At 65.2% G+C, this 21,878-nt stretch carries 21 protein-coding genes; 8 read left to right on the top strand and 13 right to left on the bottom strand.

Annotated elements, in window-relative coordinates; genetic code table 11:
- Positions 1 to 80: 80 nt before the first annotated feature.
- The 3 genes from WJU27_RS17015 to WJU27_RS17005 form a co-directional block, all read right to left on the bottom strand.
- Entirely contained in the window at positions 81 to 1,010 is a 930-nt protein-coding gene (locus WJU27_RS17015; RefSeq protein WP_020166373.1) for an acyl-CoA desaturase, read from the bottom strand.
- Between the two features lie 156 nt (positions 1,011 to 1,166).
- The gene (locus WJU27_RS17010; protein ID WP_020166374.1) at positions 1,167 to 1,496 is read right to left on the bottom strand and encodes a c-type cytochrome; all 330 of its coding nucleotides are present in this window, start codon (positions 1,494 to 1,496) and stop codon (positions 1,167 to 1,169) included.
- A 178-nt stretch (positions 1,497 to 1,674) separates the two neighbouring features.
- The gene (locus tag WJU27_RS17005; protein ID WP_341422853.1) at positions 1,675 to 2,550 is read right to left on the bottom strand and encodes a DMT family transporter; all 876 of its coding nucleotides are present in this window, start codon (positions 2,548 to 2,550) and stop codon (positions 1,675 to 1,677) included.
- Between the two features lie 99 nt (positions 2,551 to 2,649).
- Between WJU27_RS17005 and cobT the strand changes: the two genes are divergently transcribed.
- A complete protein-coding gene (gene cobT, locus WJU27_RS17000) occupies positions 2,650 to 3,699 on the top strand; it encodes a nicotinate-nucleotide--dimethylbenzimidazole phosphoribosyltransferase (protein WP_341422852.1) in 1,050 nt (349 codons plus the stop codon).
- Positions 3,700 to 3,730: 31 nt separating this feature from the next.
- Entirely contained in the window at positions 3,731 to 4,495 is a 765-nt protein-coding gene (locus tag WJU27_RS16995) for an adenosylcobinamide-GDP ribazoletransferase (RefSeq protein WP_341422851.1), read from the top strand.
- Between the two features lie 531 nt (positions 4,496 to 5,026).
- On the opposite strand, the gene WJU27_RS16990 is transcribed toward WJU27_RS16995, so the two are convergent.
- The 4 genes from WJU27_RS16990 to mnmG are packed head-to-tail and all read right to left on the bottom strand — an operon-like array spanning position 5,027 to position 9,274.
- Complete coding sequence (locus WJU27_RS16990) at positions 5,027 to 5,884, bottom strand: ParB/RepB/Spo0J family partition protein (RefSeq protein ID WP_341422850.1); 858 nt, start codon at positions 5,882 to 5,884, stop codon at positions 5,027 to 5,029.
- 28 nt (positions 5,885 to 5,912) lie between these two features.
- Positions 5,913 to 6,683, bottom strand: coding sequence for a ParA family protein (locus tag WJU27_RS16985; RefSeq protein WP_019916079.1), 771 nt, complete (start codon positions 6,681 to 6,683; stop codon positions 5,913 to 5,915).
- 6 nt (positions 6,684 to 6,689) lie between these two features.
- Positions 6,690 to 7,331, bottom strand: coding sequence for a 16S rRNA (guanine(527)-N(7))-methyltransferase RsmG (gene rsmG / locus WJU27_RS16980; protein ID WP_019916078.1), 642 nt, complete (start codon positions 7,329 to 7,331; stop codon positions 6,690 to 6,692).
- A gap of 53 nt (positions 7,332 to 7,384) precedes the next feature.
- A complete protein-coding gene (mnmG, locus tag WJU27_RS16975) occupies positions 7,385 to 9,274 on the bottom strand; it encodes a tRNA uridine-5-carboxymethylaminomethyl(34) synthesis enzyme MnmG (RefSeq protein WP_304014180.1) in 1,890 nt (629 codons plus the stop codon).
- Between the two features lie 164 nt (positions 9,275 to 9,438).
- On the opposite strand from mnmG, the gene WJU27_RS16970 reads away from it, so the two are divergent.
- Entirely contained in the window at positions 9,439 to 9,744 is a 306-nt protein-coding gene (locus WJU27_RS16970) for a hypothetical protein (RefSeq protein ID WP_198291407.1), read from the top strand.
- Between the two features lie 34 nt (positions 9,745 to 9,778).
- On the opposite strand, the gene WJU27_RS16965 is transcribed toward WJU27_RS16970, so the two are convergent.
- From WJU27_RS16965 to rpmH, 6 genes are all read right to left on the bottom strand, one after another.
- Positions 9,779 to 10,543 carry a sulfite exporter TauE/SafE family protein gene (locus tag WJU27_RS16965; protein ID WP_304004338.1) on the bottom strand — a complete coding sequence of 255 codons (765 nt, stop codon included), beginning with the start codon at positions 10,541 to 10,543 and terminating at the stop codon, positions 9,779 to 9,781.
- A 37-nt stretch (positions 10,544 to 10,580) separates the two neighbouring features.
- Positions 10,581 to 11,939, bottom strand: coding sequence for a tRNA uridine-5-carboxymethylaminomethyl(34) synthesis GTPase MnmE (gene mnmE, locus WJU27_RS16960; RefSeq protein WP_341422849.1), 1,359 nt, complete (start codon positions 11,937 to 11,939; stop codon positions 10,581 to 10,583).
- Positions 11,940 to 12,076: 137 nt separating this feature from the next.
- Positions 12,077 to 13,720, bottom strand: coding sequence for a membrane protein insertase YidC (gene yidC / locus WJU27_RS16955; RefSeq protein WP_341422848.1), 1,644 nt, complete (start codon positions 13,718 to 13,720; stop codon positions 12,077 to 12,079).
- A gap of 39 nt (positions 13,721 to 13,759) precedes the next feature.
- Entirely contained in the window at positions 13,760 to 13,969 is a 210-nt protein-coding gene (gene yidD, locus WJU27_RS16950) for a membrane protein insertion efficiency factor YidD (protein ID WP_019916071.1), read from the bottom strand.
- The gene (rnpA, locus tag WJU27_RS16945) at positions 13,966 to 14,361 is read right to left on the bottom strand and encodes a ribonuclease P protein component (RefSeq protein ID WP_296813429.1); all 396 of its coding nucleotides are present in this window, start codon (positions 14,359 to 14,361) and stop codon (positions 13,966 to 13,968) included. The genes yidD and rnpA overlap by 4 nt, the downstream gene beginning before the upstream one ends.
- 70 nt (positions 14,362 to 14,431) lie before the next feature.
- Positions 14,432 to 14,566 (bottom strand): 50S ribosomal protein L34, encoded by a 135-nt coding sequence (rpmH, locus tag WJU27_RS16940; RefSeq protein ID WP_019916069.1) that lies wholly within the window; start codon positions 14,564 to 14,566, stop codon positions 14,432 to 14,434.
- 372 nt (positions 14,567 to 14,938) lie between these two features.
- Between rpmH and dnaA the strand changes: the two genes are divergently transcribed.
- The 5 genes from dnaA to WJU27_RS16915 all read left to right on the top strand — a co-directional run bounded on the left by dnaA (position 14,939) and on the right by WJU27_RS16915 (position 21,878).
- Positions 14,939 to 16,387 carry a chromosomal replication initiator protein DnaA gene (gene dnaA / locus WJU27_RS16935; RefSeq protein WP_304004345.1) on the top strand — a complete coding sequence of 483 codons (1,449 nt, stop codon included), beginning with the start codon at positions 14,939 to 14,941 and terminating at the stop codon, positions 16,385 to 16,387.
- A gap of 247 nt (positions 16,388 to 16,634) precedes the next feature.
- Positions 16,635 to 17,735, top strand: a complete 1,101-nt coding sequence (gene dnaN / locus WJU27_RS16930) for a DNA polymerase III subunit beta (RefSeq protein WP_020162794.1) — start codon at positions 16,635 to 16,637, stop codon at positions 17,733 to 17,735.
- A 94-nt stretch (positions 17,736 to 17,829) separates the two neighbouring features.
- Complete coding sequence (gene gyrB / locus WJU27_RS16925) at positions 17,830 to 20,310, top strand: DNA topoisomerase (ATP-hydrolyzing) subunit B (RefSeq protein WP_304014191.1); 2,481 nt, start codon at positions 17,830 to 17,832, stop codon at positions 20,308 to 20,310.
- 225 nt (positions 20,311 to 20,535) lie between these two features.
- Entirely contained in the window at positions 20,536 to 21,312 is a 777-nt protein-coding gene (locus WJU27_RS16920) for a hypothetical protein (RefSeq protein WP_341422847.1), read from the top strand.
- On the top strand, positions 21,312 to 21,878 hold the full coding sequence (locus WJU27_RS16915; RefSeq protein WP_341422845.1) for a hypothetical protein: 567 nt from the start codon (positions 21,312 to 21,314) through the stop codon (positions 21,876 to 21,878). The genes WJU27_RS16920 and WJU27_RS16915 overlap by 1 nt, the downstream gene beginning before the upstream one ends.

The following is a 21,878-nucleotide window of genomic DNA, read 5'->3' as shown; positions in this document are numbered from 1 at the left end:
ACAACGCCGATCGCAACGGCCCCATGTCAGCTGAAGCGATGCGTGACGCGGGTCACGGCCGGCGCATTGCGCGTGATCGCTCAGCTGCGCACCTTGTCGCCGGCCGGCAGCGGGCTCAGCCCACCCTCTTCACGCACGTCGTCCGGCAGGCGTTCGCGCAGATCGCTGATGATGCCGAGCGCGGCCATCAGCTTCAGGATGTAGAAGGTGACGTCGATTTCGTACCAGGCGAAGCCGGCACGCGCGCTGGCGCCGTAGCGGTGGTGATTGTTGTGCCAGCCGCCGCCGAAGGTGAGCAGCGCCAGCAGCGGGCGGTTCACCGAGTCGTCGTCGGTGTCGTAACGACGATAGCCGCCCGGCATGAAACGGAAGTGGCCGACCGAATTGACCATGGACACCGTCTGCACGCCGAGCGCAGTGGGCAGGAAGAAGCCCCACATCAGCGCCGCACCGCCGCTGACGGTCGGGCCGAAGGCACCGGCCTGCGCCAGCAGCCAGATGAAGAAGGCGCCGGACAGCATGAGGAGCGTGTAGTGCTTGTTCACCCAGAGGATTTCCGGGTAGCGGGCAAAGTCGGGCACGACGTCGAGGTCGGTGTCCTTGTAGCGCTCGCACCAGACCCAGCCGACGTGCGAATGGAACAGGCCATGCTGGCGCGGCGAGATCGGATCGTCCGGCGTTTCGACGTTCTGGTGGTGGTGGCGGTGCACCGACGCCCACCACAGTGGACCGTGCTGGCCGCACTGCGAAGCGATCACCGCGAGGATGAACTGCACCGGGCGTGAGCACTTGAAGGCGCGGTGCGAGAAGTAGCGGTGGTAGATGCCTTCGACGCCGAACATGCGCAGCGCGTAGCTCGCCAGCGCCAGCCACACCAGAGGCCAGGTCGGCGGATAGACGAAAGGGGTGGCGATCGCGGCAACGAACAGGATGACGTAGCGCACCCGTGTCTGGTTGATCGACTCGGTGACCTGCTTGCCGTACTGCGTGCGGGACGTTGCTGCGCTCATGCTCGACCTTCTCCGGGAAAAGGAATGCCGGGCGCGAGTCTAGCAAGCGGGGTATTGCAGCCGATGCGTCGAATACAGCCGCCCCTTGCCCCCAATTCGCCGGGTGAACGAAAAAGCCGGCCATGTGGCCGGCTCTTCCCGTACGCGACAGCGTGCTTACTTGGCGCCGCCGAGCACCCAGGCTGCCAGCGTCTTGGCATCGGCGTCCGACAGACCCGGCTGCGCCGGCATCGGCATCGGGCCACCCCAGGACGGCTTGGTGCCGGCCGGCGTGCCGGCCTTGATGAAGGCGGCAACCTTGGCTTCGGCGTCCTTCTGGCCGGCGTACTTCTTCGCGACAGCCTGGTAGCCCGGGCCGATCTTCATGTCGGCGCCCTGCGAATGACAGGCCAGACAGCCCTTGGCGGTGGCCAGGTCCTTGCTGGCGAAAGCCGGCGCGCTCACGAGCGCTGCGGCGCAGACGACGGCGGAAATCAGGGTTTTCATGGTGTTCCTCGACGGAGTGGTTGATCCAACGTTCAGTGGGTCGCGGGGCCGGGCAGATCCGGCGCAGGCTCGGCGGCGCGGCCCGCAAGTCTAAGCCAGCCGACAGCGGGTGAACAAGAGCGTGCCGTGCAGCCTGCCCCGGATACAACGACGGCCAGCCGCCGCACGTTGACCGGGATCAGCGCGCGGACGTTCGCCGCCAGCCGAGGCTGAGCGCCGTGCCGACCAGGATGATGACGGTGCTCGCCAGCATCGCCAGCGTCGGCCGCTCGTCGAACAGCAGATGACCCCACAGCATGGCGAAGGGCGGGATCAGGAAGGTGACGCTGAGCGCCGGGGTCGCCCCCATGCGGCCGATCAGACGGAAATACAGCGCATTGGCCAGCGCCGTCGACAGCAGACCGAGCACCACCACTGCCAGCAGCGGGCGCCAGGACGGCAGTTGATCGGGCAGCGACACCAGCGCCCACGGCAGCAGCAGCAGCGCCCCGACCAGCGAAATGCCGGTAGCGACAGCGGACGGATGCACGTCGTACAACTGTCGCCGGACCCACTGCACACACAGCCCGTAGGAGGCCGACGCGACCAGCCCGAGTGCCACCGCGTCCAGCCCGACCTTGAGTCCGCCCACTTCGCGCAGGCCGGCCAGCAGCGCGACGCCGGTAAAGCCGAGCAGCAGGCCCAGCTGTTTCGAGCGCGACAGCGCCTCGCGCCACACCCACACGCCGAGCAGCGCCGAAAAGAGCGGTGAAGTCGCGTTCAGTACCGCGGCGAAGCCGGCGCTGGAGCGCATGACGGTCTCCGCGAACAGCACGAAGGGCAGCGCCGTGCTGCCGGCACCGGTCAGCAGCAGCCAGCCGCTTACGCGGCGACGCTGGCCTGCAGCCACGTCGCGCAAGGGCCAGCCAAACAGTGCCAGCAGCGCCATCGACGCCAGCGCAAGACGCAGCCCGACCGTCAGCGGCAAACCCAGTTCGGGAATGGCGACACGGTAGAGCGCGAAGGACGCACCCCAGATCAGCGCCAGCAGCAGGAATTCGACACGGGTGCGCACGGTGGAGCGAGGGCGAAGCGGGCCGCCATTGTCGCCGGCCGGCGCCCGGCCCGCCAGCCGGCTAAACTGCCGGCCTGCATCTGCCGCCGCCGGAACATCATGACGCCCCGCTTCGACCTCGCCCCGCCATCCCCCGACCTGTCCGCCACGCTGCAGGCCTGCCTCGACAACAAGACCAAGCCGCTCGGTGCGCTCGGCCGGCTGGAAGCGCTGGCGCTGCAGATCGGTCAGGTGCTGGGCTCGACCGCGCCCGAGCCGGGGCAGGCGCACCTGCTGGTGTGCGCCGGCGACCACGGCACGCTGCGCGACGCGCGCGGTCGCGGCCTGTCGGCCTACCCGGCCGACGTGACCTGGCAGATGGTCGAGAACTTCCTCGCCGGCGGCGCCGCCATCAATGTGCTGGCGCGCGAGGGCGGCATGGCGCTGCACATTGCCGACTGCGGTGTGGCGCACGACTTCGCTCCGCGCGACGGCCTGATAGACGCCAAGGTGGCACACGGCACCGCAAGCTGGTTCGACGGCCCGGCGATGACGCCGGCGCAGTGCGCCCAGGCGCTGAACAACGGCGCCCGCATCGCCCGCGACATCGCGGCCGGCGGCGCCCGCGTGCTCGGCTTCGGCGAGATGGGCATAGGCAACACGGCGTCCGCATCGCTGATCACCCACCTGCTGACCGGCGCGCCGATGGACGACTGCGTCGGCCGCGGCACCGGTCTGGGCGACGCCGCGCTGGCCGACAAGAAGCGCGTGCTGGCCGCGCTGGCTGCCGGCTACGACGGTCCGCGCGACGCGTTTTCGGTGCTGGCCGCATTCGGCGGTTTCGAAATCGCCACCATGGCGGGCGCCATGCTGGGTGCCGCGCAATCGCGCATGCTGCTGCTGATCGACGGCTTCATCAGCTCGGCCGCCGCGCTGGTCGCGCAGGCACACGCACCGGCGCTGCGCCACTACTGCGTGTTCTCGCATCGCTCGCAGGAGCGCGGCCACGCCATCCAGCTCGAACACATGCAGGCGCTGCCCCTGCTCGACCTCGACCTGCGTCTCGGTGAAGGCACCGGGGCGGCACTCGCATGGCCGCTGGTCCGCGCCGCAGCTGCCATCCTGCGTGACATGGCCAGTTTCGAGTCGGCCGGCGTGTCGAAGGCGTGAAGGACACGCCGGGCGCCACGGTGACACGCCGATGATCCGTCGCGAACTCGAACTGTTTTTCAACGCGCTGCGCTTCTTTACGCGGCTGCCGGTGCCGGCCTGGGTCGGCTGGTCGAATGAGCTGATGAACGCCAGCGCACGCTGGTTCCCGGCGGTGGGCTGGGTGGTCGGCGCCGCCGGCGCCGCGGTGTTGTGGGCGACCGGGCAGGTGCTGCCGGCCGCGCTCGCCGCCGTACTGTCGACCGCTGCGACGATACGACTGACCGGCGCCTTCCACGAGGACGGCTGGGGCGACGTCTGCGACGGTTTCGGCGGCGGCTGGTCGCGCGAACAGATCCTGACCATCATGAAGGACTCGCGCATCGGTGCCTACGGCGCCCTCGGCATCGTGCTGATGCTGGCAGGCAAGCTGACGGCGCTGTCCGCGCTGCCGCTGGCGAGCGCGGTCGTTGCGCTGCTGGTCGCACATCCGCTGTCGCGGCTGTGCGCGACCGCGCTGATCTACTTGATGCGCTACGCCCGCGACGAGGGCCCGGACGGCGTGTCGCGCGCCAAGCCGCTGGCAGTGAAGCTGTCGGCGGGCGGCATGCTGTGGGCGGCACTGTGCGGGCTGGTGCCGCTGTCGCTGCTCGCACCGGTACAGATCGCGCTGGTGATCGGGCTGGCGCTGCTCGTCACCGTGATCGCTGCCCGCCACTTCCAGCGCCGCATAGGTGGCTACACCGGCGACTGTCTGGGGGCGGTGCAGCAACTGGCGGAGCTGGCGGTGTATGTGGCGCTGTGCGCGCGGATCTGACCGCGGTTCGGTTTGGTGGTGGTGAGCTTGCTCGCACGAGTAGCCTGAACCGAAGCTTGCGGCCCGTCGCCGCCCTGTCGCGGCCAAGGCCGCTCCCACAATAGGTCGGCTCGATCCACGACCGGAGCCAGAGCGCGGTTCTGTGGGAGGGGTCTTCTGACCCCGACTACAGCCTGTATCGAAGCCGGCGAACCGTCGCCGCCGCGCCGCGGCCGAGGCCGAGGCCAAGACCGCTCCCACAATAGGTCGGCTCGATCCACGATCGGAGCCAGAGCGCGGTTCTGTGGGAGGGGTCTTCTGACCCCGACGGCAGCCTGAATCGAAGCTGACGGACTGCAGCGGCCGCATTGCGGCCAACGCTACTCTCCCAGGATCGCACCGCCGCAGTCAGGGGCCCGGTCTTGTGGGAGCGAGCTTGCTCGCGATTGCAGCCTTCATCGAAATCTGCGGCCGTTCACCGCCCTGTCGCGGCCAAGGCCGCTCCCACAGGGGCTGAGCCCGATCCGCGTACTCGTGTCGCGGGCGCTTGGGTCAGCCGCGCAGGCGCGCGATCAAGCCGTCCAGCTGGTCGAGGTCGTTGAAGCGGATGACCAGCTTGCCGGCGCCGCGCGCGTTGGCGGCGATCGACACTGGCGCGCCGACGATGTCAGACAGTTCCTCTTCTAGGCGCGCCAAGTCGCGCGAGGGCTCGGCTCTTGCCTTGGTGCCCTGCTCGGCCAGACCGCCACGCGCCACCATTTTTTCGGTGTCGCGCACCGTCAGCCCTTGCGCGACGACGCGGTTGGCGAAGGCGATCTGATCCGCCTTGGGCAGGCTCAGCAGCGCACGCGCGTGGCCCATGTCGAGGTCGCCGGTCACCAGCTGTTCCTGCACCGGTTCGGCCAGCTGCAGCAGACGCAGCAGATTGGTGGTGGCCGAGCGCGAACGGCCGATCGCGTTGGCCGCCTGTTCGTGCGTCATGCCGAATTCGTCGATCAGACGCTGTACGCCGGCCGCCTCTTCCAGCGGATTCAGATCCTCACGCTGGATGTTCTCGATCAGGCTCATCGCCAGCGCGGCGTCGTCCGGGATGTCGCGCACCAGCGTCGGCACTTCGCTCAGCCCGGCGAGCTGCGCGGCTCGCCAGCGTCGTTCGCCGGCGATGATTTCGAATCGCCCGCCACCGACGCTGCGCACGATGATGGGCTGCATGATGCCCTGCGACTTGATCGACTCCGCCAGCTCTTCGAGCGAGCCGGGATCCATGCGGGTGCGCGGCTGGTACTTGCCCGGCTGCAGCAGGCCGACCTCCAGCGTGCGCAGTTCGCCCGAATTGCCGGATTCACCGGTATTGCCGGCCAGCAGCGCGTCGAGGCCGCGGCCGAGGCCCTTCAGTTTGGGAGGAGTCATGGCGTTCGGTGTTGTTGTCGTGGGTCGATCAGAAGCTCTTCACACGCTCGATCATTTCCTGCGCGAAGGCGCTGTAGGCCTGCGCGCCCTTGGCGTTCTTGTCGAACAGCACGCCGGGAATGCCGTAGCTGGGCGCCTCGGCCAGCCGCACATTGCGCGGCACGAGGGTGCGGAACACCTTGTCGCCGAAATGCGATTCGAGCTGGCCGGACACCTGCTGCGACAGCGTGCTGCGCGGGTCGAACATGACGCGCAGCAGGCCGATGATCTTCAGGTCGCGGTTCAGGTTGGCGTGCACCTTCTTGATCGTATTGACCAGATCGGACAGGCCTTCCAGTGCGTAGTACTCGCATTGCATCGGAATGATGACGCCGTGCGCCGCGCACAGGCCGTTCAGCGTGAGCAGGCTGAGGCTGGGCGGACAGTCGATCAGCACGAAGTCGTAATCGGCTGCGTGCTCGGCAATCGCCTTCTTCAATCGGTTTTCCCGATTCTCGAGGCCGACCAGTTCGACTTCGGCGCCGGCCAGATCGCGGTTGGCCGGCAGCACATCCAGCCCGGCGTGCGGACTGGTCACGCGTGCGTCCGCCAGCGATGACAGGCCGACCAGCACCTGATAGACGCTGGACTTCAGCGTGCGCTTGTCGACGCCGGCACCCATCGTGGCATTGCCCTGCGGGTCGAGATCGACCAGCAGCGTGCGCTGGCCGGCCTGGCCGAGCGCGGCGGCGAGGTTCACGCTGGTGGTGGTCTTGCCCACCCCGCCCTTCTGGTTGGCGACTGCGAAGATGTAGGGCATGCCGGCTCAGCCGTCCGACTGCAGTTCGCGTGCGAGCCACAGCAGGTGGCGGGCGCCCTCGACACCGGGCACCTGCAGCTCTTCCGAGCGCAGCAATGCCCAGCCCTTCGGGATGGCGCGCACTTCCTCGTCCGGATAGACGCCCTTCATCGCCAGCATGTGGCCACCCGGCTTCAGCAGATGGCCGGCCACCTTGATGAAGTCGGCCAGATCACCGAAGGCGCGCGAAATGATGAAGTCGCATCCTTCCGGCAGCGTCACCTGCTCGGCGCGCGCGGTCTGTACGTCGAAGTTCTCGAGGCCGAGGTCGATGCGCACCTGCTGCTGGAAGGACGCCTTCTTCGAGTTCGGTTCGATCGACACCACATCCAGATCGCTGCGGGCGATGGCCAGCGGAATGCCGGGCACGCCACCGCCGGAACCGATATCGGCCAGCTTCGCGCCTTCCGGCAGGAAGCGCTCGACCGACAGCGCGTCCAGCAGGTGGTGGGTGAGCATGCGGGATTCTTCGCGTATCGCGGTCAGGTTGTAGACCGCGTTCCACTTGGCCATCAGTGCGATGTAGCGCAGCAGACGGGTACGGGCTGTCGCGGTGAGCGGCAGGTCAAGTGCGGCAAGGCCGGCGTCGAGTTCGGTTTGCAAGGTCATGGGCGGATGTTTTCCGGGTGCTTCGAATCTGTCCGGCCTGGCGGCCGGGATGTTCAGGCCGCGCTGCGCACGGCGGCGCGCTTCTTCAGGTACACCAGCAGCAGCGAAATCGCCGCCGGCGTGATGCCCTGGATGCGTGAAGCCTGGCCGAGAGTCTCCGGCCGGTGCAGCGTGAGCTTCTGCTGCACTTCGCGCGACAGGCCGCCGACCGCGCCGTAGTCGATGTCGTCCGGCAGGCGCGTGTCTTCGGTTGCGCGCAGCTTGTCGACCTCGTTCTGCTGGCGGTCGATATAGCCCTGGTACTTGGCCAGGATGTCGAGCTGCTCGATGGCCTGTGCGTGGTCTATCGGTGCCGGGGCGCCCGGCAAGGTCATCAGCGAGGCGTAGCTCACGTCGGGCCGGCGCAGCAGGTCGAACAGCGTGTATTCGCGCTCGATCGCCTTGCCCAGCACGCGCTGTGCATCTTCGGCCGGCAGCGCGTCTGGACGGATCCACGTGGAACGCAGTCGCTGTTCCTCCGCCGCGATGGCGTCGCGCTTGCGGTTGTAGGCATCCCAGCGCAAGTCGTCGATCAGACCCATCGTGCGCGCGACGTCGGTCAGGCGCAGGTCGGCGTTGTCTTCGCGCAGGCTCAGGCGGTACTCGGCGCGCGACGTGAACATGCGGTAGGGCTCGGCCACGCCGCGGGTGCTCAGGTCGTCGACCAGCACGCCCAGATAGGCCTCATCGCGGCGCGGGCACCACGCTTCCAGCCCCTTGGTCTGCCGTGCCGCATTCAGCCCGGCGAGCAGGCCCTGGGCGGCCGCTTCTTCGTAACCGGTGGTGCCATTGATCTGGCCGGCGAAGAACAGGCCCTGGATGGCCTTGGTTTCGAGCGACGATTTCAGTCCGCGCGGATCGTAGTAGTCGTACTCGATCGCGTAGCCCGGACGCAGGATGTGCGCGTTTTCGAGGCCAGGAATGCTGCGCACCAGATCGACCTGCACATCGAAGGGCAGCGAGGTCGAAATCCCGTTCGGGTACACCTCGTGCGTGGTCAGACCTTCCGGTTCGAGGAAGATGTTGTGGCTGTCGCGGTCGGCAAAGCGGTGGATCTTGTCCTCGATGCTCGGGCAGTAGCGCGGGCCGACACCCTCGATCACGCCGGTGTACATCGGCGAGCGGTCGAGGCCGCCGCGAATGATGTCGTGCGTGCGCAGCGTGGTGTGGGTCATCCAGCACGGCAACTGGCGCGGATGCATGTCGCGCGAGCCGATGAAGCTGAACACCGGCACTGGGTCGTCGCCCGGCTGCGCCTGCATGACCGAATAGTCGATCGTCCGTCCGTCGATGCGTGGCGGCGTGCCGGTCTTGAGCCGGCCCTGCGGCAAGGCCAGTTCCTTCAGCTTCTCCGCCAGACGGATGGCCGGCGGATCCCCTGCCCGGCCCGCCGAATGATTCTGCAGACCGACGTGCACGCGGCCATTCAGGAAGGTGCCGGCGGTCAGCACCACCGCCTTCGCGTGGAAGCGGATGCCCACCTCGGTCACCACACCGGCGACGCGCTCGCCTTCCATGATCAGGTCGGCCGCTGCCTGCTGGAACAGGTCGAGATTCGGCTGGTTTTCGAGCCGGCTGCGGATCGCCGCCTTGTACAGAATTCGATCGGCCTGGGCGCGGGTTGCGCGCACCGCGGGACCCTTGCTCGCATTCAAGATACGGAACTGGATGCCGCCCTCGTCGGTGGCCAGCGCCATCGCACCACCCAGTGCATCGACCTCTTTCACCAGATGACCCTTGCCGATACCGCCGATCGACGGATTGCAGGACATCTGGCCCAGCGTTTCGATGTTGTGCGTCAGCAGCAGCGTGCGCGCGCCCACCCGTGCGGCAGCGAGCGCGGCTTCGGTGCCGGCGTGGCCGCCACCGATGACGATCACGTCGTAACGGGTCGGAAAATCCATGTTCGCTGCAATGCAAAAGAGGGCGAAGGGGCTGAATGATACGACCTTGGGCGCGCAACATAAAGGCAGAAAGGTTGACACCGTTTCACTGACTTACAGTTGCTTACCGCACAAAGCGTTTCTGCAATCTAGGCTTGCAGCGTGTTCCCCACACGAGAATGATCATGAAAGCGCTTGGCACTGCACTGGCTGCACTGACGCTGGCCTTCAGCGGCAACGCGATGGCGGATCGTGACGATCATCGACGTCACGGCTATCACGGCGGTCACCATCACAAGCATGGTGGTCACTGGAAGCACCGCGATCGGCACCATCACCACCATCACTATCACGGCCCGAGCGTGCGCTACGGCTACTATCCGGCGCCGGTCTATGCTCCCGCGCCCTATTACGGCTACGCGCCACGCCCGCACTACCGTCACCACGACGGCGTGACCATCATCCTTCCGCCGGTGCGTATCGGCTTCTGATGGTCGTGATGTTCCACGTGGAACATCACGACGTTCATCCGACGAAGGTGTCCCACATCAGTCGCGCGATCAGTATCGACACGACGACGATGAATACACGGCGCACGAAAGCTGCGCCGTTTTTTATGGCGAGGTGGGCACCGACCCAGGCGCCCGCGAGATTGGCAAGCGCCATCGCCGCCGCCACCTTCACCATGATGGCGCCGACCGGTACGAACCAGGCGAGCGCAGCAAGGTTGGTGCTGACGTTTACGACCTTGGCCGCCGCCGATGCGCGCAGGAAATCCCAGGCGTAACAGCGCACGAACAGGAAGATCAGGAAGCTGCCGGTACCTGGTCCGAAGAAGCCATCGTAGAAACCGATGAGCGCACCGAGTACCAGCGCAAGTATGGGTTTCGGGCGATGCGCCGCCGCCTCGGCACGGATCACGCCGAAGTCCTTCTTCTTCAGAGTGTAGGCAAGTACCGCAACCAGCAGCACGATCACGACCGGCCTCAGCATTTGCGGCGGGAACATGCCGACCGCCGCCGCACCGGCGAACGACGCGACGAAGGCGGCAAGCGCTGCGCGCCACAACACCTTCCAGTCCATCTCTACCCGGCCTAGATAGCGGCGCGCGGCGAAGGTCGTACCGACAATGCTGACCGCCTTGTTGGTGCCGAACAGCGTGGCCGGCGCAGTACCCGGAAAGACGTTGAACAGCAGCGGTACCTGTACAAGACCCCCACCACCGACCATGGCGTCGACCAGGCCGGCGAAGAAGGCGCCGGCGCACAGGATCGCCAGTTCGGTCAGCACAACGCCTCCTTGCGATGTTTCACGTGAAACATCCTCATCACTTGCCGATACAGAAGCGCGAGAAGATTTCGCCGAGCAAATCGTCCGGCGTGAACTCGCCGGTGATCTCCCCCAGCGCGCGGTGCGCCAGCCTCAGTTCCTCGGCGAACAGATCGAGCTGCAGCACCTTGCCGGCAATGCAGCGCGCCGCCATATCCAGATGCTCGACCGCCCTGTCGAGCGCGTGCAGGTGGCGGGTGCGAGCGGCCAACGCGTCCTCGGCGCCGCCGTGCCAGGCCACGCGATCGAGCAGCGCGCGCCGCAGCAGATCCAGGCCCTCGCCGACGCGCACCGACAGCCATACTGTCAGGACGCCGGCGTGTTCCTCCGCCCTCGCCTGCTCGCCGCTCAGATCGATCTTGTTGAACACACGGATGCGCGGAAGACCCGCCGGCAGCGCAGCGTCTATCGCCTGCGCTTCGGCGTCGAAGCCGCTGCGCGCGTCGACCAGATGCACCACCGCGTGCGCGCGTTCGAGTTCGCGCCGGGTGCGGGCGATGCCCGCCTGCTCCACCGGGTCGTCGGTCTCTCGCAGTCCGGCGGTGTCGATCACATGCACCGGTACGCCGTCGATGGCGACCAGCTCGCGCAAGGTGTCCCGGGTGGTGCCGGCGATGTCGGTGACGATGGCGCGGTCCTCACCGGCCAGCGCGTTGAGCAGGCTGGACTTGCCCACATTGGGCGCACCGGCCAGTACGACGGTCAGCCCTTCGCGCAACACCGCGCCACAGCGGGCGCGCTCGCGCAAGGCCGTGAGCGCCGACATGACCTCGGCCAGCTTGTTGCGTGCGCCGGCCTGTTCGAGGAATTCGACATCCTCTTCCGGGAAGTCCAGCGTCGCCTCGACGAACATGCGCAGATTGACCAGCGCATCCTCGAGCGCGTGCACGTGGCGGGAAAACTCGCCATCGAGCGAGCGCATCGCCGAACGTGCCGCCGACGTCGTCGTTGCCTCAATCAGATCGGCCACCGCCTCGGCTTGCGCAAGGTCGATGCGATCGTTAAGGAATGCGCGTTCGGTGAATTCACCTGGTCGCGCCGGCCGCGCCCCCAGTTCGAAGCAGCGTGCGAGCACCGCCTGCAGTACCGCCGTTCCACCGTGGCCGTGCAGTTCGAGCACGTGTTCGCCGGTGTAGGACGCCGGCGCCTCGAACCACAGCGCGATGCCGTGATCGATGAGCGCACCGTCCGCCGCGACGAATTTCGCGAAGGTCGCGTGTCGCGCCTCGGGCAGGCGACCGAGCATGCCGCGGGCGACCGCCGCAGCGCCCTGCCCGGACACCCTGACCACACCGATGCCGCCGCGACCCGGTGCGGTGGCGATGGCGGCAATGGTGTCGGTCGGGCGAGCGGACATGGCGATCGGTCAGGTCAGGTTTTCAGGGTGCTGTCGTGACGAGGGCGCCGCCCCCGCATCGATCCGGCCATCATCGCCGGAATCCCGCGGGAGCGGCGCCCTCGCCGCAGTAAAGCCTTCAGTCAGTCAGGCGATGGTCAGGCCTTGGCTGTCTTCCCGCTCTCGATCATGCGCGTGATCTGCCACTGCTGGGCGATCGACAGGATGTTGTTCACCGTCCAGTACAGCACCAGACCGGCCGGGAAGAACAGGAACATACCGGTGAAGACGACCGGCAGGAACAGCATCACCTTGGCCTGGATCGGGTCCGGCGGCGTCGGGTTCAGCTTGGTCTGCACGAACATCGTCACACCCATGATGATGGGCAGCACGAAGTACGGATCCTTGATCGACAGGTCGGTGATCCAGCCTATCCACGGTGCGTTGCGCATTTCGACGCTGCCCAGCAGCACCCAGTACAGCGCGATGAACACCGGAATCTGGATCAGGATGGGCAGGCAGCCGCCGAGCGGATTGATCTTCTCGGTCTTGTACAGCTCCATCATTTCCTGCTGCATGCGCACGCGGTCGTTGCCGTGGCGCTCCTTGATCTGCTGCATGCGCGGCGTGACCAGGCGCAGCTTGGCCATCGACTTGTAGCTCGCAGCCGACAGCGGGAAGAAGATGGCCTTGATCAGGATGGTCAGCAGGATGATGGCCCAACCCCAGTTGCCGACCAGCGCGTACAGTTTTTCCAGCACCCAGTGCATCGGCGAGGCGATGATCTTCAGCCAGCCGTAATCGACCACGTGATCCAGACCCGGCGCCATTGCGTCGAGGTTGGACTGGATCTGCGGGCCGGCGTACAGCGGCACCTCGACGGTCGAGGTCGCACCGGCTGCGGCCGGCTGAACCGGCACGATGACGCCGGCCGTATACAGGTTGTCACCGACCTTCTTCGCGAAGAACTCGCGCTCGACCCCTGCAGCCGGTACGAAGGTGCTGACGAAATAGTGCTGCACCAGCGCCACCCAGCCGTCCGGCGCCTTGGTGACGAACTTGGCCTTGCCCTTGTCGATGTCGCTGAAATCGACCTTCTGGTACTTGCCCGCTTCGGTATAGAAGGCCGGGCCGGTGAAGGTGCTCAGCATGCTGGTGCCGGCCGACACCGCCTTGCCGTCGCGCAGCAGCTGGAAATAGGCGTGGGCTGCGACCGGCGCGCTGCCGTTGTTGGCGATCTCGAAACGGGTGTCGATGCGGTAGCTGCCGCGGTTGAAGGTAAGCACCTTGGTCACCGCCACACCGTCCGGACCGGCGGCCGTCATGCGCAGCTCGACCTTGTCCTGTCCGTCGGCCAGCTTCAGCTCGCCCTCGGGAAGCTGATACACCGTCTTGTGCGTCGGCATGCCGTCGCCGATCAGGCCACTCTGTGCGTGGTAAAGATTGGCGCCACCGTTGTCCAGCAGCACGAAATTGCCTTCGGACTCGGGACCGGCGTGATGCTTGAGCAGTTCGAGGCGGATGATGGAGCCGCCCTCCGCCGACACGTCAGCGATGAACAGATCGGTCACGACGCGCGCGGCGGCGGTCTGCGCGACAGCCGTCGTCTGCGGTACGTCGGACGGTGCGGCGGCGCTGCTCACCGTAGGCACCGGCGCCTGGGCGCCGGCCGACTGTGCAGCCGTCGCGTCGGTGGCCACGGCCGGTGCGGCCGGCGGCTGGTTGAAGCGCTGCCAGCCGTCCCACAACATGAACAGCGAAAACAGGAAAACGATCAACAGGGCGGAGCGTTGGGTATCCATCGTCGGAATCGTCTTGAAAGTAATTGAGGGTGCGCGTGCTCAGGGCACCGGGTCGTAACCGCCCGGATTCCATGGATGACAGCGCAGCACGCGGCGCAGCGCGAGCCAGCCGCCGCGCACGCTGCCGTGGCGGTGGATGGCTTCGCTGGCGTATTCGGAACAGCTCGGCATGAAACGACAGTTGCGGCCGAGCATCGGGCTGATGGCGTAACGGTAGACCGCAATCAGTCCGAGCAGCAGGGATTTCATCGTCCGGTCTCCGCGGCAGGCGCTGCGGCACGTCGCACGCGGCCAAGCAGCGCGTCGATCTCTTCGCGCAACAGACGGCGGTCGAGCACGGCCGGCCGGGCGTTCAGGCGCAGGATGATGTCGAGCGGCTTGAGTTCCGGACGCATGTGGCGGAAAGCTTCGCGCGCCAGGCGCTTGACCAGATTGCGGGTATTCGCCCGCTTCAGGAAGCGCTTCGCGATCACGACGCCCAGACGAGCGCCATCGCAGCCGGACGGACCGTGATGGATCACGAAATGTCGACTGCGCTGGGTACGCCGCAAAGCAAAAACGGATGAGAACTCATCCGTTTTTCTGAGCCTGTATTCAGGTCGGAAAGCAAAGCGACCGGCGGGCTGCGCGGCGATCTGCATTCCGGGCCGTGTCTCGGGGTTCACCTTGGGGGGTTCCCCTGCCAACCGGCCGGAAAAACTGCTGTCTGCGTCAGACTGCCAGACGGGCACGGCCCTTGGCACGACGGGCGCGAATGACTGCACGACCACCGCGGGTGCGCATGCGCTCGAGGAAACCGTGGGTGCGGGCGCGGCGGATCTTCGACGGCTGATAAGTACGCTTCATGGCCTGCTCACTGTGTATTGGCGAAAACGCGCGATTACAGCGCAAAAGAGGTCGCCTGTCAATCGCCGCCAGGCCTCACGCCGATGTCCAGACAGCGCGCCGAAAAAATATTTCGCTGGCGTGAATACGTGATCACAGCGCGAAACGAGCGCCAAGCCGGCCTGCCTTGCGGGTATGCGTCACCGCCTCGGCGGTGGATAAGAGGGCCTGAAGTCGCTAGAATCGATCCCCTAAAAACAGCACATAAAGCTGCTCCGACCCGGCGCCCCCGATCATGCATCGGTCCACGCGCATCAAATCCGGGGTCAGGACGCATCCCGCTACGCTGTCCCGCAACCTCACGACATCGACCCGGCGACCACGCAGACCATGATGCAACAGTTTTGGGAAGTCTGCCTCAGCCGCTTCGAACAGGAACTCCCCGCACAGCAGTATCAGACCTGGATCAAGGGTCTGCGCATCGGTCAGAGCGACGACGATTCGCTGGCGCTGGTCGCGCCGAACCGGTTCGTTCTGCAGTGGGTCCGCGAGCGCTATCTGGCGCGTATCGAAGCACTGGGGCTGGAGTATTTCTCCCAGCCGCTGTCGGTCAGGCTCAGCCTGCCCGACCCGGCAACGAAGGCCGCAGCCGCCGACGACACCCCGATGGTCGCCGCCCGCAATGGCACGCCGGCCGACAACGACGGCGAACGTCCGGCGCGTGCCGCACTGCGCGCCGCCGGCGAGCCCGACAGCACGCGCGTCGCAGCGCCGGCACTCATCGTCCGTCCGTCTGCCGGCAACAACGGGAGCGAACGCGACCGTTCACGTCTTAACCCGGGCTTCACCTTCGACAATCTGGTCACCGGCCGCGCCAACGAACTGGCCCGCGCCGCCGCGATACAGGTCGCGCAGAATCCGGGCATGTCCTACAACCCCATCTTCATCTATGGCGGTGTGGGCCTGGGCAAGACCCACCTGGTGCATGCGCTCGGCAACGAGGTGATGAAGCACAATCCGGATGCGGTCATCCGCTATGTGCATGCCGACGACTACTACGCCGACGTGGTGCGCGCCTATCAGCAGAAGAGCTTCGACGCCTTCAAGCGCTACTACCGCTCGCTCGACGTGCTGCTGATCGACGACATCCAGTTCTTCAACAACAAGACGCGCACGCAGGAAGAGTTCTTCTACGCCTTCAATGCGCTGACCGATGCGAAGAAGCAGATCGTCATCACCTGTGACACCTATCCGAAGAACATCCAGGGCGTCGAGGAACGCCTGACGACGCGCTTCGGCTGGGGCCTGACGGTGCAGATCGAGCCGCCCGAGCTGGAAATGCGGGTGGCCATCCTGAAGAAGAAGGCCGAGATGGAACGGGTGAAGGTGGGCGAGGACGTCGCCTTCCTGATCGCCAAGAACATCCGCAGCAACGTGCGCGAGCTCGAAGGGGCGCTGAAGAAGGTGATCGCCTTCGCCCACTTCCATACGCTGCCGATCTCGCTCGAAGTGGCGCGTGAGGCGCTGAAGGACCTGCTCGGTGCGCACAACCGGCAGATCACGCTGGAGTTCATCCAGAAGACCGTATCCGACTACTACAAGATCAAGGTGTCGGAGATGTATTCGAAGAAGCGGACGCGCGCGATCGCGCGGCCGCGGCAGGTGGCGATGTGGCTGGCCAAGGAACTGACGCCGGAGAGCTATCCGGCCATCGGCGAATCCTTCGGCGGCCGCGACCATACGACCGTGCTGCACGCCTGCCGCACGATCGCCGACCTGCGCCTGAAGGACGAAGTGCTGAACCATGACCTGCACGTACTGACGCAGACGCTGCGCAAGTAAAAAGGGGTCGGTGCAGAAGCTGTTGAAGCTGTATGGATAAACAGGCCGGCAAATCTGTATGAACGCTGTGGATAACCAGGGCTTTTTCCACCTGGTCGACTTTCACCCACATTTGTTCATGCGTTGACCGGGCCCTTATACAGACAACGATACATACTGCAGGTCATTGAAGTTCATTGTTTTTTTGATGTTCTCCACAGAAATCGGTCGACGTTAACGGTTTACAGAGGTTTATAAAATGCTCTTAATGAAGATAGAACGCGAACAGCTGCTGCGACCGCTGCAGTCGGTCAGCGGCATCGTCGAGAAGCGTCACACCCTGCCCATCCTGTCCAACGTCCTGATCGAAACCGAGGGCGATGCGCTCACCCTGCTCGCCACCGACATCGAGATCCAGATCCGCACCCGCTCGACCGGCAGCATCAGCGGCGCCCAGCCGGCGGCCCTGACCGTCGCCGCCCGCAAGCTGCAGGACATCCTGCGTGCGCTGCCCGAAGGCCAGGAAGTCAGCCTCGACGCCGACGACCGCAAGCTCACCGTGCGTGCCGGCAAGAGCCGCTTCACGCTGCAGACCCTGCCGGCGCAGGACTACCCGCGCATGCAGCTGGCCGACGGCGAAACCGTCAAGCTCAGCCTGTCGCAGAAAAAGCTGAAGCGTCTGCTGTCGCTGGTGCAGTACTCGATGGCCCAGCAGGACATCCGCTACTACCTGAACGGCCTGCTGCTGTCGGTCGGCAACGAGGAACTGCGTCTGGTCGCCACCGACGGTCACCGTCTGGCCTACGTGTCGGAAGCGATGCCCGGCGTGACCGACAAGCTCGACGTCATCCTGCCGCGCAAGACCGTGCTCGAACTGGCCCGTCAGCTGGCCGATATCGACGACCCGGTCGATATCGAACTGGGTTCGAACCAGGCCCGCCTGCGCTTCGGCGCGGTCGAGCTGATCACCAAGCTGATCGACGGCAAGTTCCCCGACTACGAGCGCGTCATCCCGAAGGACCATCCGAAGGAACTGATGCTGCAGCGCTCGACCTTTCTGCCCGCACTGCAGCGTGCCGCCATCCTGACCAACGAGAAGTTCAAGGGCGTGCGCGTCGTGCTGTCGGCCGGCACGCTGAAGCTCATCTCCAGCAACGCCGAGCAGGAAGAGGCGGTGGAAGAGCTCGAAGTCGAATACGACGGCGACGGCCTCGACATCGGTTTCAACGTGAGCTACCTGCTCGACGTGCTGAACAACGTCGGCGGCGACACGCTGAGCCTCAAGCTCAACGACGGCAACAGCAGCGCGCTGATCACGCTGCCCGGCACCGACGCCTTCAAGTACGTCGTGATGCCGATGCGCGTGTAAGCCGCCCTGCCCGCACGACCGCCCGGCCTGCGCGCCGGGCTTTATGCTTTTTTGATGGACCCCGCGCACAGTGTGCGCAGCACCGGAATACGCCATGTCTGACGAAGCACAGAGCCCGAATACACCCAACCCTGACGCTTACGGCGAAGGCAGCATCCAGATCCTCGAAGGTCTGGAAGCCGTCCGCAAGCGGCCGGGCATGTACATCGGCGACACCTCGGACGGCACCGGTCTGCACCACCTGGTGTTCGAAGTGGTCGACAACTCGATCGACGAGGCGCTGGCTGGCCACTGCGACGACATCGTCATCACCATCCACACCGACAACTCGATCTCGGTCACCGACAACGGTCGCGGCATCCCGACCGGCATCAAGTTCGACGACAAGCACGAGCCCAAGCGTTCGGCCGCCGAAATCGCGCTGACCGAGCTGCACGCGGGCGGCAAGTTCAACCAGAACTCGTACAAGGTGTCCGGCGGTCTGCACGGCGTCGGCGTGAGCTGCGTGAACGCACTGTCGAAGTGGTTGCGCCTCACCGTGCGCCGCGACGGTCAGAAGCACTTCATCGAATTCGAACGCGGCGTGCCGCTCGATCGTCAGATCGAAGTGCAGAACGGCGTCGAGGTGTCGCCGCTGAAAGTGATCGGCCCGACCGAGAAGCGCGGCACCGAAGTGCACTTCCTCGCCGACGAAACGATTTTCGAGAACATCGAATTCCACTACGACATCCTGGCCAAGCGCCTGCGCGAGCTCTCGTTCCTGAACAACGGCGTCAAGATCAAGCTGATCGATCAGCGCAACGCCAAGGAAGAGGACTTCGCCTTCGCCGGCGGCGTGAAGGGCTTCGTCGATTACATCAACCGCAACAAGACGGTGCTGCACCCCAACGTGTTCTACAGCGCCGGCTCGTCGGTGCTGAACGGCGTGCAGATCGACGTCGAAGTGGCGATGCAGTGGAACGACAGCTATGCCGAACAGGTGCTGTGCTTCACCAACAACATTCCGCAGTCCGACGGTGGCACCCACCTGACCGGCCTGCGTGCGGCGATGACCCGCATCATCAACAAGTACATCGAAGAAAACGAGATCGCGAAGAAGGCCAAGGTCGACATCACCGGCGATGACATGCGCGAAGGCCTGGCCTGCGTGCTGTCGGTGAAGATGCCGGATCCGAAGTTCGCGTCGCAGACCAAGATGAAGCTGGTGTCGTCGGAAGCGCGCCCGGCGGTGGAAGAAGTGGTGGCGCAGAAGCTCGCCGACTTCCTGCTCGAGCGCCCGAACGACGCCAAGACCATCTGCGGCAAGATCGTCGAGGCCGCGCGTGCGCGCGACGCCGCCCGCAAGGCGCGCGACATGACCCGACGCAAGGGCGTGCTCGACTCCTTCGGCCTGTCGGGCAAGCTCGCCGACTGCCAGGAGAAGGACCCGGCCAAGGCCGAGCTCTACCTGGTCGAGGGTGACTCCGCAGGCGGCTCCGCCAAGCAGGGCCGCGACCGGAAGTTCCAGGCCATCCTGCCGCTCAAGGGCAAGATCCTGAACGTCGAGAAGGCGCGCTTCGACAAGCTCATTTCCAGCCAGGAAATCGTCACGCTGATCCAGACGCTGGGCACCGGCATCGGCAAGGACGAGTACAAGCCGGAAAAGCTGCGCTACCACCGCATCATCATCATGACCGACGCCGACGTCGACGGCGCCCACATCCGCACCCTGCTGCTCACCTTCTTCTACCGCCAGATGCCCGAGCTGGTTGAAGGCGGCCACATCTACATCGCCCAGCCGCCGCTGTACAAGATCAAGCACGGCCGCACCGAGCTGTACGTGAAGGACGACCACGAACTGAACCAGTACCTGCTCAAGCTCGCCTTCGACGACGCCAGCCTGCTGCCGCGCGCCGGCGCCGAACCGCTGTCCGGCAGCGCCTTCGAAGAGATGGCGCGCGAATACCTCACCGCCGAAGCCATCGTCGAACGCCTGGCCGAATACGCCGACGGCGAGCTGCTGCGCACCCTGCTCGAACACAACATCGCGCTCGACCTGGCCGACGAAGCCGCCGCCCGCGCCAGCGCCGCCCGCCTCACGCAGTCGCTGCCGGCCAATGTCACGCTGGCCGCCGAGTACAACGACAAGACCGAAAGCTGGCAGCTGCGCGTCGAGCGCATGCACCACGGCAACCGCAAGGTCGGCCACGTCGACGTCGAATTCCTGCTGTCCGGCGACTACCAGCGCATCCGCCACGCCGCCGAACTGGTCGCCGGCCTGATCGGCGAAGGCGCCACCGTCAAGCGCGGCGAGAAGTCACAGGAAGTGAAGACCTTCTCCGAAGCCGCCCGCTGGCTGCTGAACGAAGTCGAACGCAACCTCGGCAAGCAGCGCTACAAGGGCCTGGGCGAGATGAACCCCGAGCAGCTGTGGGAAACCACGATGGACCCCACCGTGCGCCGCCTGCTGAAAGTGCAGATCGACGACGCCATCGCCGCCGACGAAATCTTCACCACGCTGATGGGCGACAACGTCGAACCGCGCAGGGCATTCATCGAGAGCAATGCGCTGAATGCGCGGAATATTGATGTGTGAGTTTTGTCGGGTGACACGGATAGTGAGATCCGTGTCAGGTAAGTGAAATATTGCTGACGCAGTTGTTGAAAGATTCCTGGAGGGGACTGCGGCGCCAGACATGGCGTGAGAGGTTGGGCTCGGAAGTGCTTCTAGCTGGCTCCAAATAGGCGGAGACCGGTGCCCCTCTAGTTAAATTGGGAGAGCTCACAGAAGAGCCTCCGCGCACGATATAGAGGAATAGTCGTGTCACGCCCCCTCCGCAAGTACACCCTTGACGGCGTTCGCTATTGCCGTCGCGAGTTAGTTGAAGCAGAGCTAGTCGATCTAGCCGCCACCAGCCCTCAGGAGTTGGAGGCACGCGCTGCTGCAATGAAAAGTAGTGCGCCAGGCTTTGTATCGTCTGAGGCACTGCTGTACTTCATCCGTAACGCGCCTGCCGGCGCTCACCGCGACAAGCTCACACAAACGCTTCTTGACCGCGTTGTTCGGCTGGCCAGGCCGACTTCCAGGTCGGGCGGGGCCGTCGCGTCGTTGACCGAGAAGAATATCCAGGAGGAAGTCGTCGACCGCTTCGTTGACCTGCTGCTCTGCGACCGGTTGGAGTACGAGGAGCGTCTCGATTTCTACGAAGTCAACTTTAACTCGGCCGTCGCAGGTGATCGCTACGACGCAAGCGACCGCCATTGGAAGCACGAGAATCGGTCAGAGGAGCTTGGCACGAACGATGATGATGTGCCCGAGCATGTCCACGAGGCCATGGGCGAGTACGACCCATTCAACGCCGACGCGCTCGACGAAAAAAATTACTGGTTGCTCCTCGATGAAGCGATTGACAACCTGCCTGAATTCCAAAGGAGGATCGTCGTGATGCTGCGCCAGGAAGTCCCCATCGAGTCGAGCGACCCCTCAGTCAGCTCTATCAGCGAAGTGCTGGGCAAGACCCCGAAGACCATCGCTACGCACCGGGATAAGGCCTTCGCATCGTTGCGTCGTCGTCTCGAGAGCAAGGGGAGGCTGTGATGACCAGAAATCACGCAATCCCGGCAGAAGACGTCCTCAGGGCCTTTGCCATGGACTTTGAACCTGGCGCAGGAGTCCTTCAGCGCTACCTTGCAAAGTACCCTGAGTACGCAATCGCGTTGGTCGATCTTTCCAGAGAACTTTCTCGTGAGATTGACGACGACGATCCGCCAAGCGCCGCGGAAGTAGCTCTCGTTTCCTCACGGATGGAACGGCTTCGCGAGAGCAGTGTGTCCCTGGAGGCCCTTCAAGCCGCTCCGGCGAAGACCTTCACACAGGCGTTCGATGCACTTGCCCTGCCGTTGCAAGTTGGTCTTGCATTCCGCGAACGTCGAATTGACGTAACGACCTTACCCCGACGCATGGCCTCGACTGTGGCGGAGGCGTTGAAAACATCGACAGAGACGCTTCTCTCGTATCTCACGCTTCCTCCGATGGTCTCAGCAGTCCGCGCTAAGAAGTCGACTGTCAAGCCAACGGCCCCTGAGAAGGTGTCATTCGAGACGGTCTTGCGAGACGCTGGTCTCGACGAACATCAGATTTCGAACCTGCTCCGCGAGGAGTAG

It is taken from the genome of Methyloversatilis sp. NSM2 (assembly GCF_038066675.1).
Classification (GTDB): Bacteria; Pseudomonadota; Gammaproteobacteria; order Burkholderiales; family Rhodocyclaceae; genus Methyloversatilis; species Methyloversatilis discipulorum_A.
Note: the sequence above shows the minus strand (reverse complement) of the source record. Positions and strands in the feature narration are given on the sequence as shown.

Excerpts from the sequence above, each read along its gene's own strand:
- WJU27_RS16915 (WP_341422845.1), top strand. The coding sequence starts at position 21,312 with ATGACCAGAAATCACGCAATCCCGGCAGAAGACGTCCTCAGGGCCTTT.
- dnaN (WP_020162794.1), top strand. The coding sequence starts at position 16,635 with ATGAAGATAGAACGCGAACAGCTGCTGCGACCGCTGCAGTCGGTCAGC.
- WJU27_RS16990 (WP_341422850.1), bottom strand. The coding sequence starts at position 5,884 with ATGACTCCTCCCAAACTGAAGGGCCTCGGCCGCGGCCTCGACGCGCTG.
- rpmH (WP_019916069.1), bottom strand. The coding sequence starts at position 14,566 with ATGAAGCGTACTTATCAGCCGTCGAAGATCCGCCGCGCCCGCACCCAC.
- WJU27_RS16970 (WP_198291407.1), top strand. The coding sequence starts at position 9,439 with ATGAAAGCGCTTGGCACTGCACTGGCTGCACTGACGCTGGCCTTCAGC.
- WJU27_RS16995 (WP_341422851.1), top strand. The coding sequence starts at position 3,731 with ATGATCCGTCGCGAACTCGAACTGTTTTTCAACGCGCTGCGCTTCTTT.
- WJU27_RS17015 (WP_020166373.1), bottom strand. The coding sequence starts at position 1,010 with ATGAGCGCAGCAACGTCCCGCACGCAGTACGGCAAGCAGGTCACCGAG.
- yidC (WP_341422848.1), bottom strand. The coding sequence starts at position 13,720 with ATGGATACCCAACGCTCCGCCCTGTTGATCGTTTTCCTGTTTTCGCTG.
- WJU27_RS17010 (WP_020166374.1), bottom strand. The coding sequence starts at position 1,496 with ATGAAAACCCTGATTTCCGCCGTCGTCTGCGCCGCAGCGCTCGTGAGC.
- rsmG (WP_019916078.1), bottom strand. The coding sequence starts at position 7,331 with ATGACCTTGCAAACCGAACTCGACGCCGGCCTTGCCGCACTTGACCTG.
- gyrB (WP_304014191.1), top strand. The coding sequence starts at position 17,830 with ATGTCTGACGAAGCACAGAGCCCGAATACACCCAACCCTGACGCTTAC.
- yidD (WP_019916071.1), bottom strand. The coding sequence starts at position 13,969 with ATGAAATCCCTGCTGCTCGGACTGATTGCGGTCTACCGTTACGCCATC.
- dnaA (WP_304004345.1), top strand. The coding sequence starts at position 14,939 with ATGCAACAGTTTTGGGAAGTCTGCCTCAGCCGCTTCGAACAGGAACTC.
- WJU27_RS16985 (WP_019916079.1), bottom strand. The coding sequence starts at position 6,683 with ATGCCCTACATCTTCGCAGTCGCCAACCAGAAGGGCGGGGTGGGCAAG.
- cobT (WP_341422852.1), top strand. The coding sequence starts at position 2,650 with ATGACGCCCCGCTTCGACCTCGCCCCGCCATCCCCCGACCTGTCCGCC.
- mnmE (WP_341422849.1), bottom strand. The coding sequence starts at position 11,939 with ATGTCCGCTCGCCCGACCGACACCATTGCCGCCATCGCCACCGCACCG.
- rnpA (WP_296813429.1), bottom strand. The coding sequence starts at position 14,361 with ATGCAGATCGCCGCGCAGCCCGCCGGTCGCTTTGCTTTCCGACCTGAA.
- mnmG (WP_304014180.1), bottom strand. The coding sequence starts at position 9,274 with ATGGATTTTCCGACCCGTTACGACGTGATCGTCATCGGTGGCGGCCAC.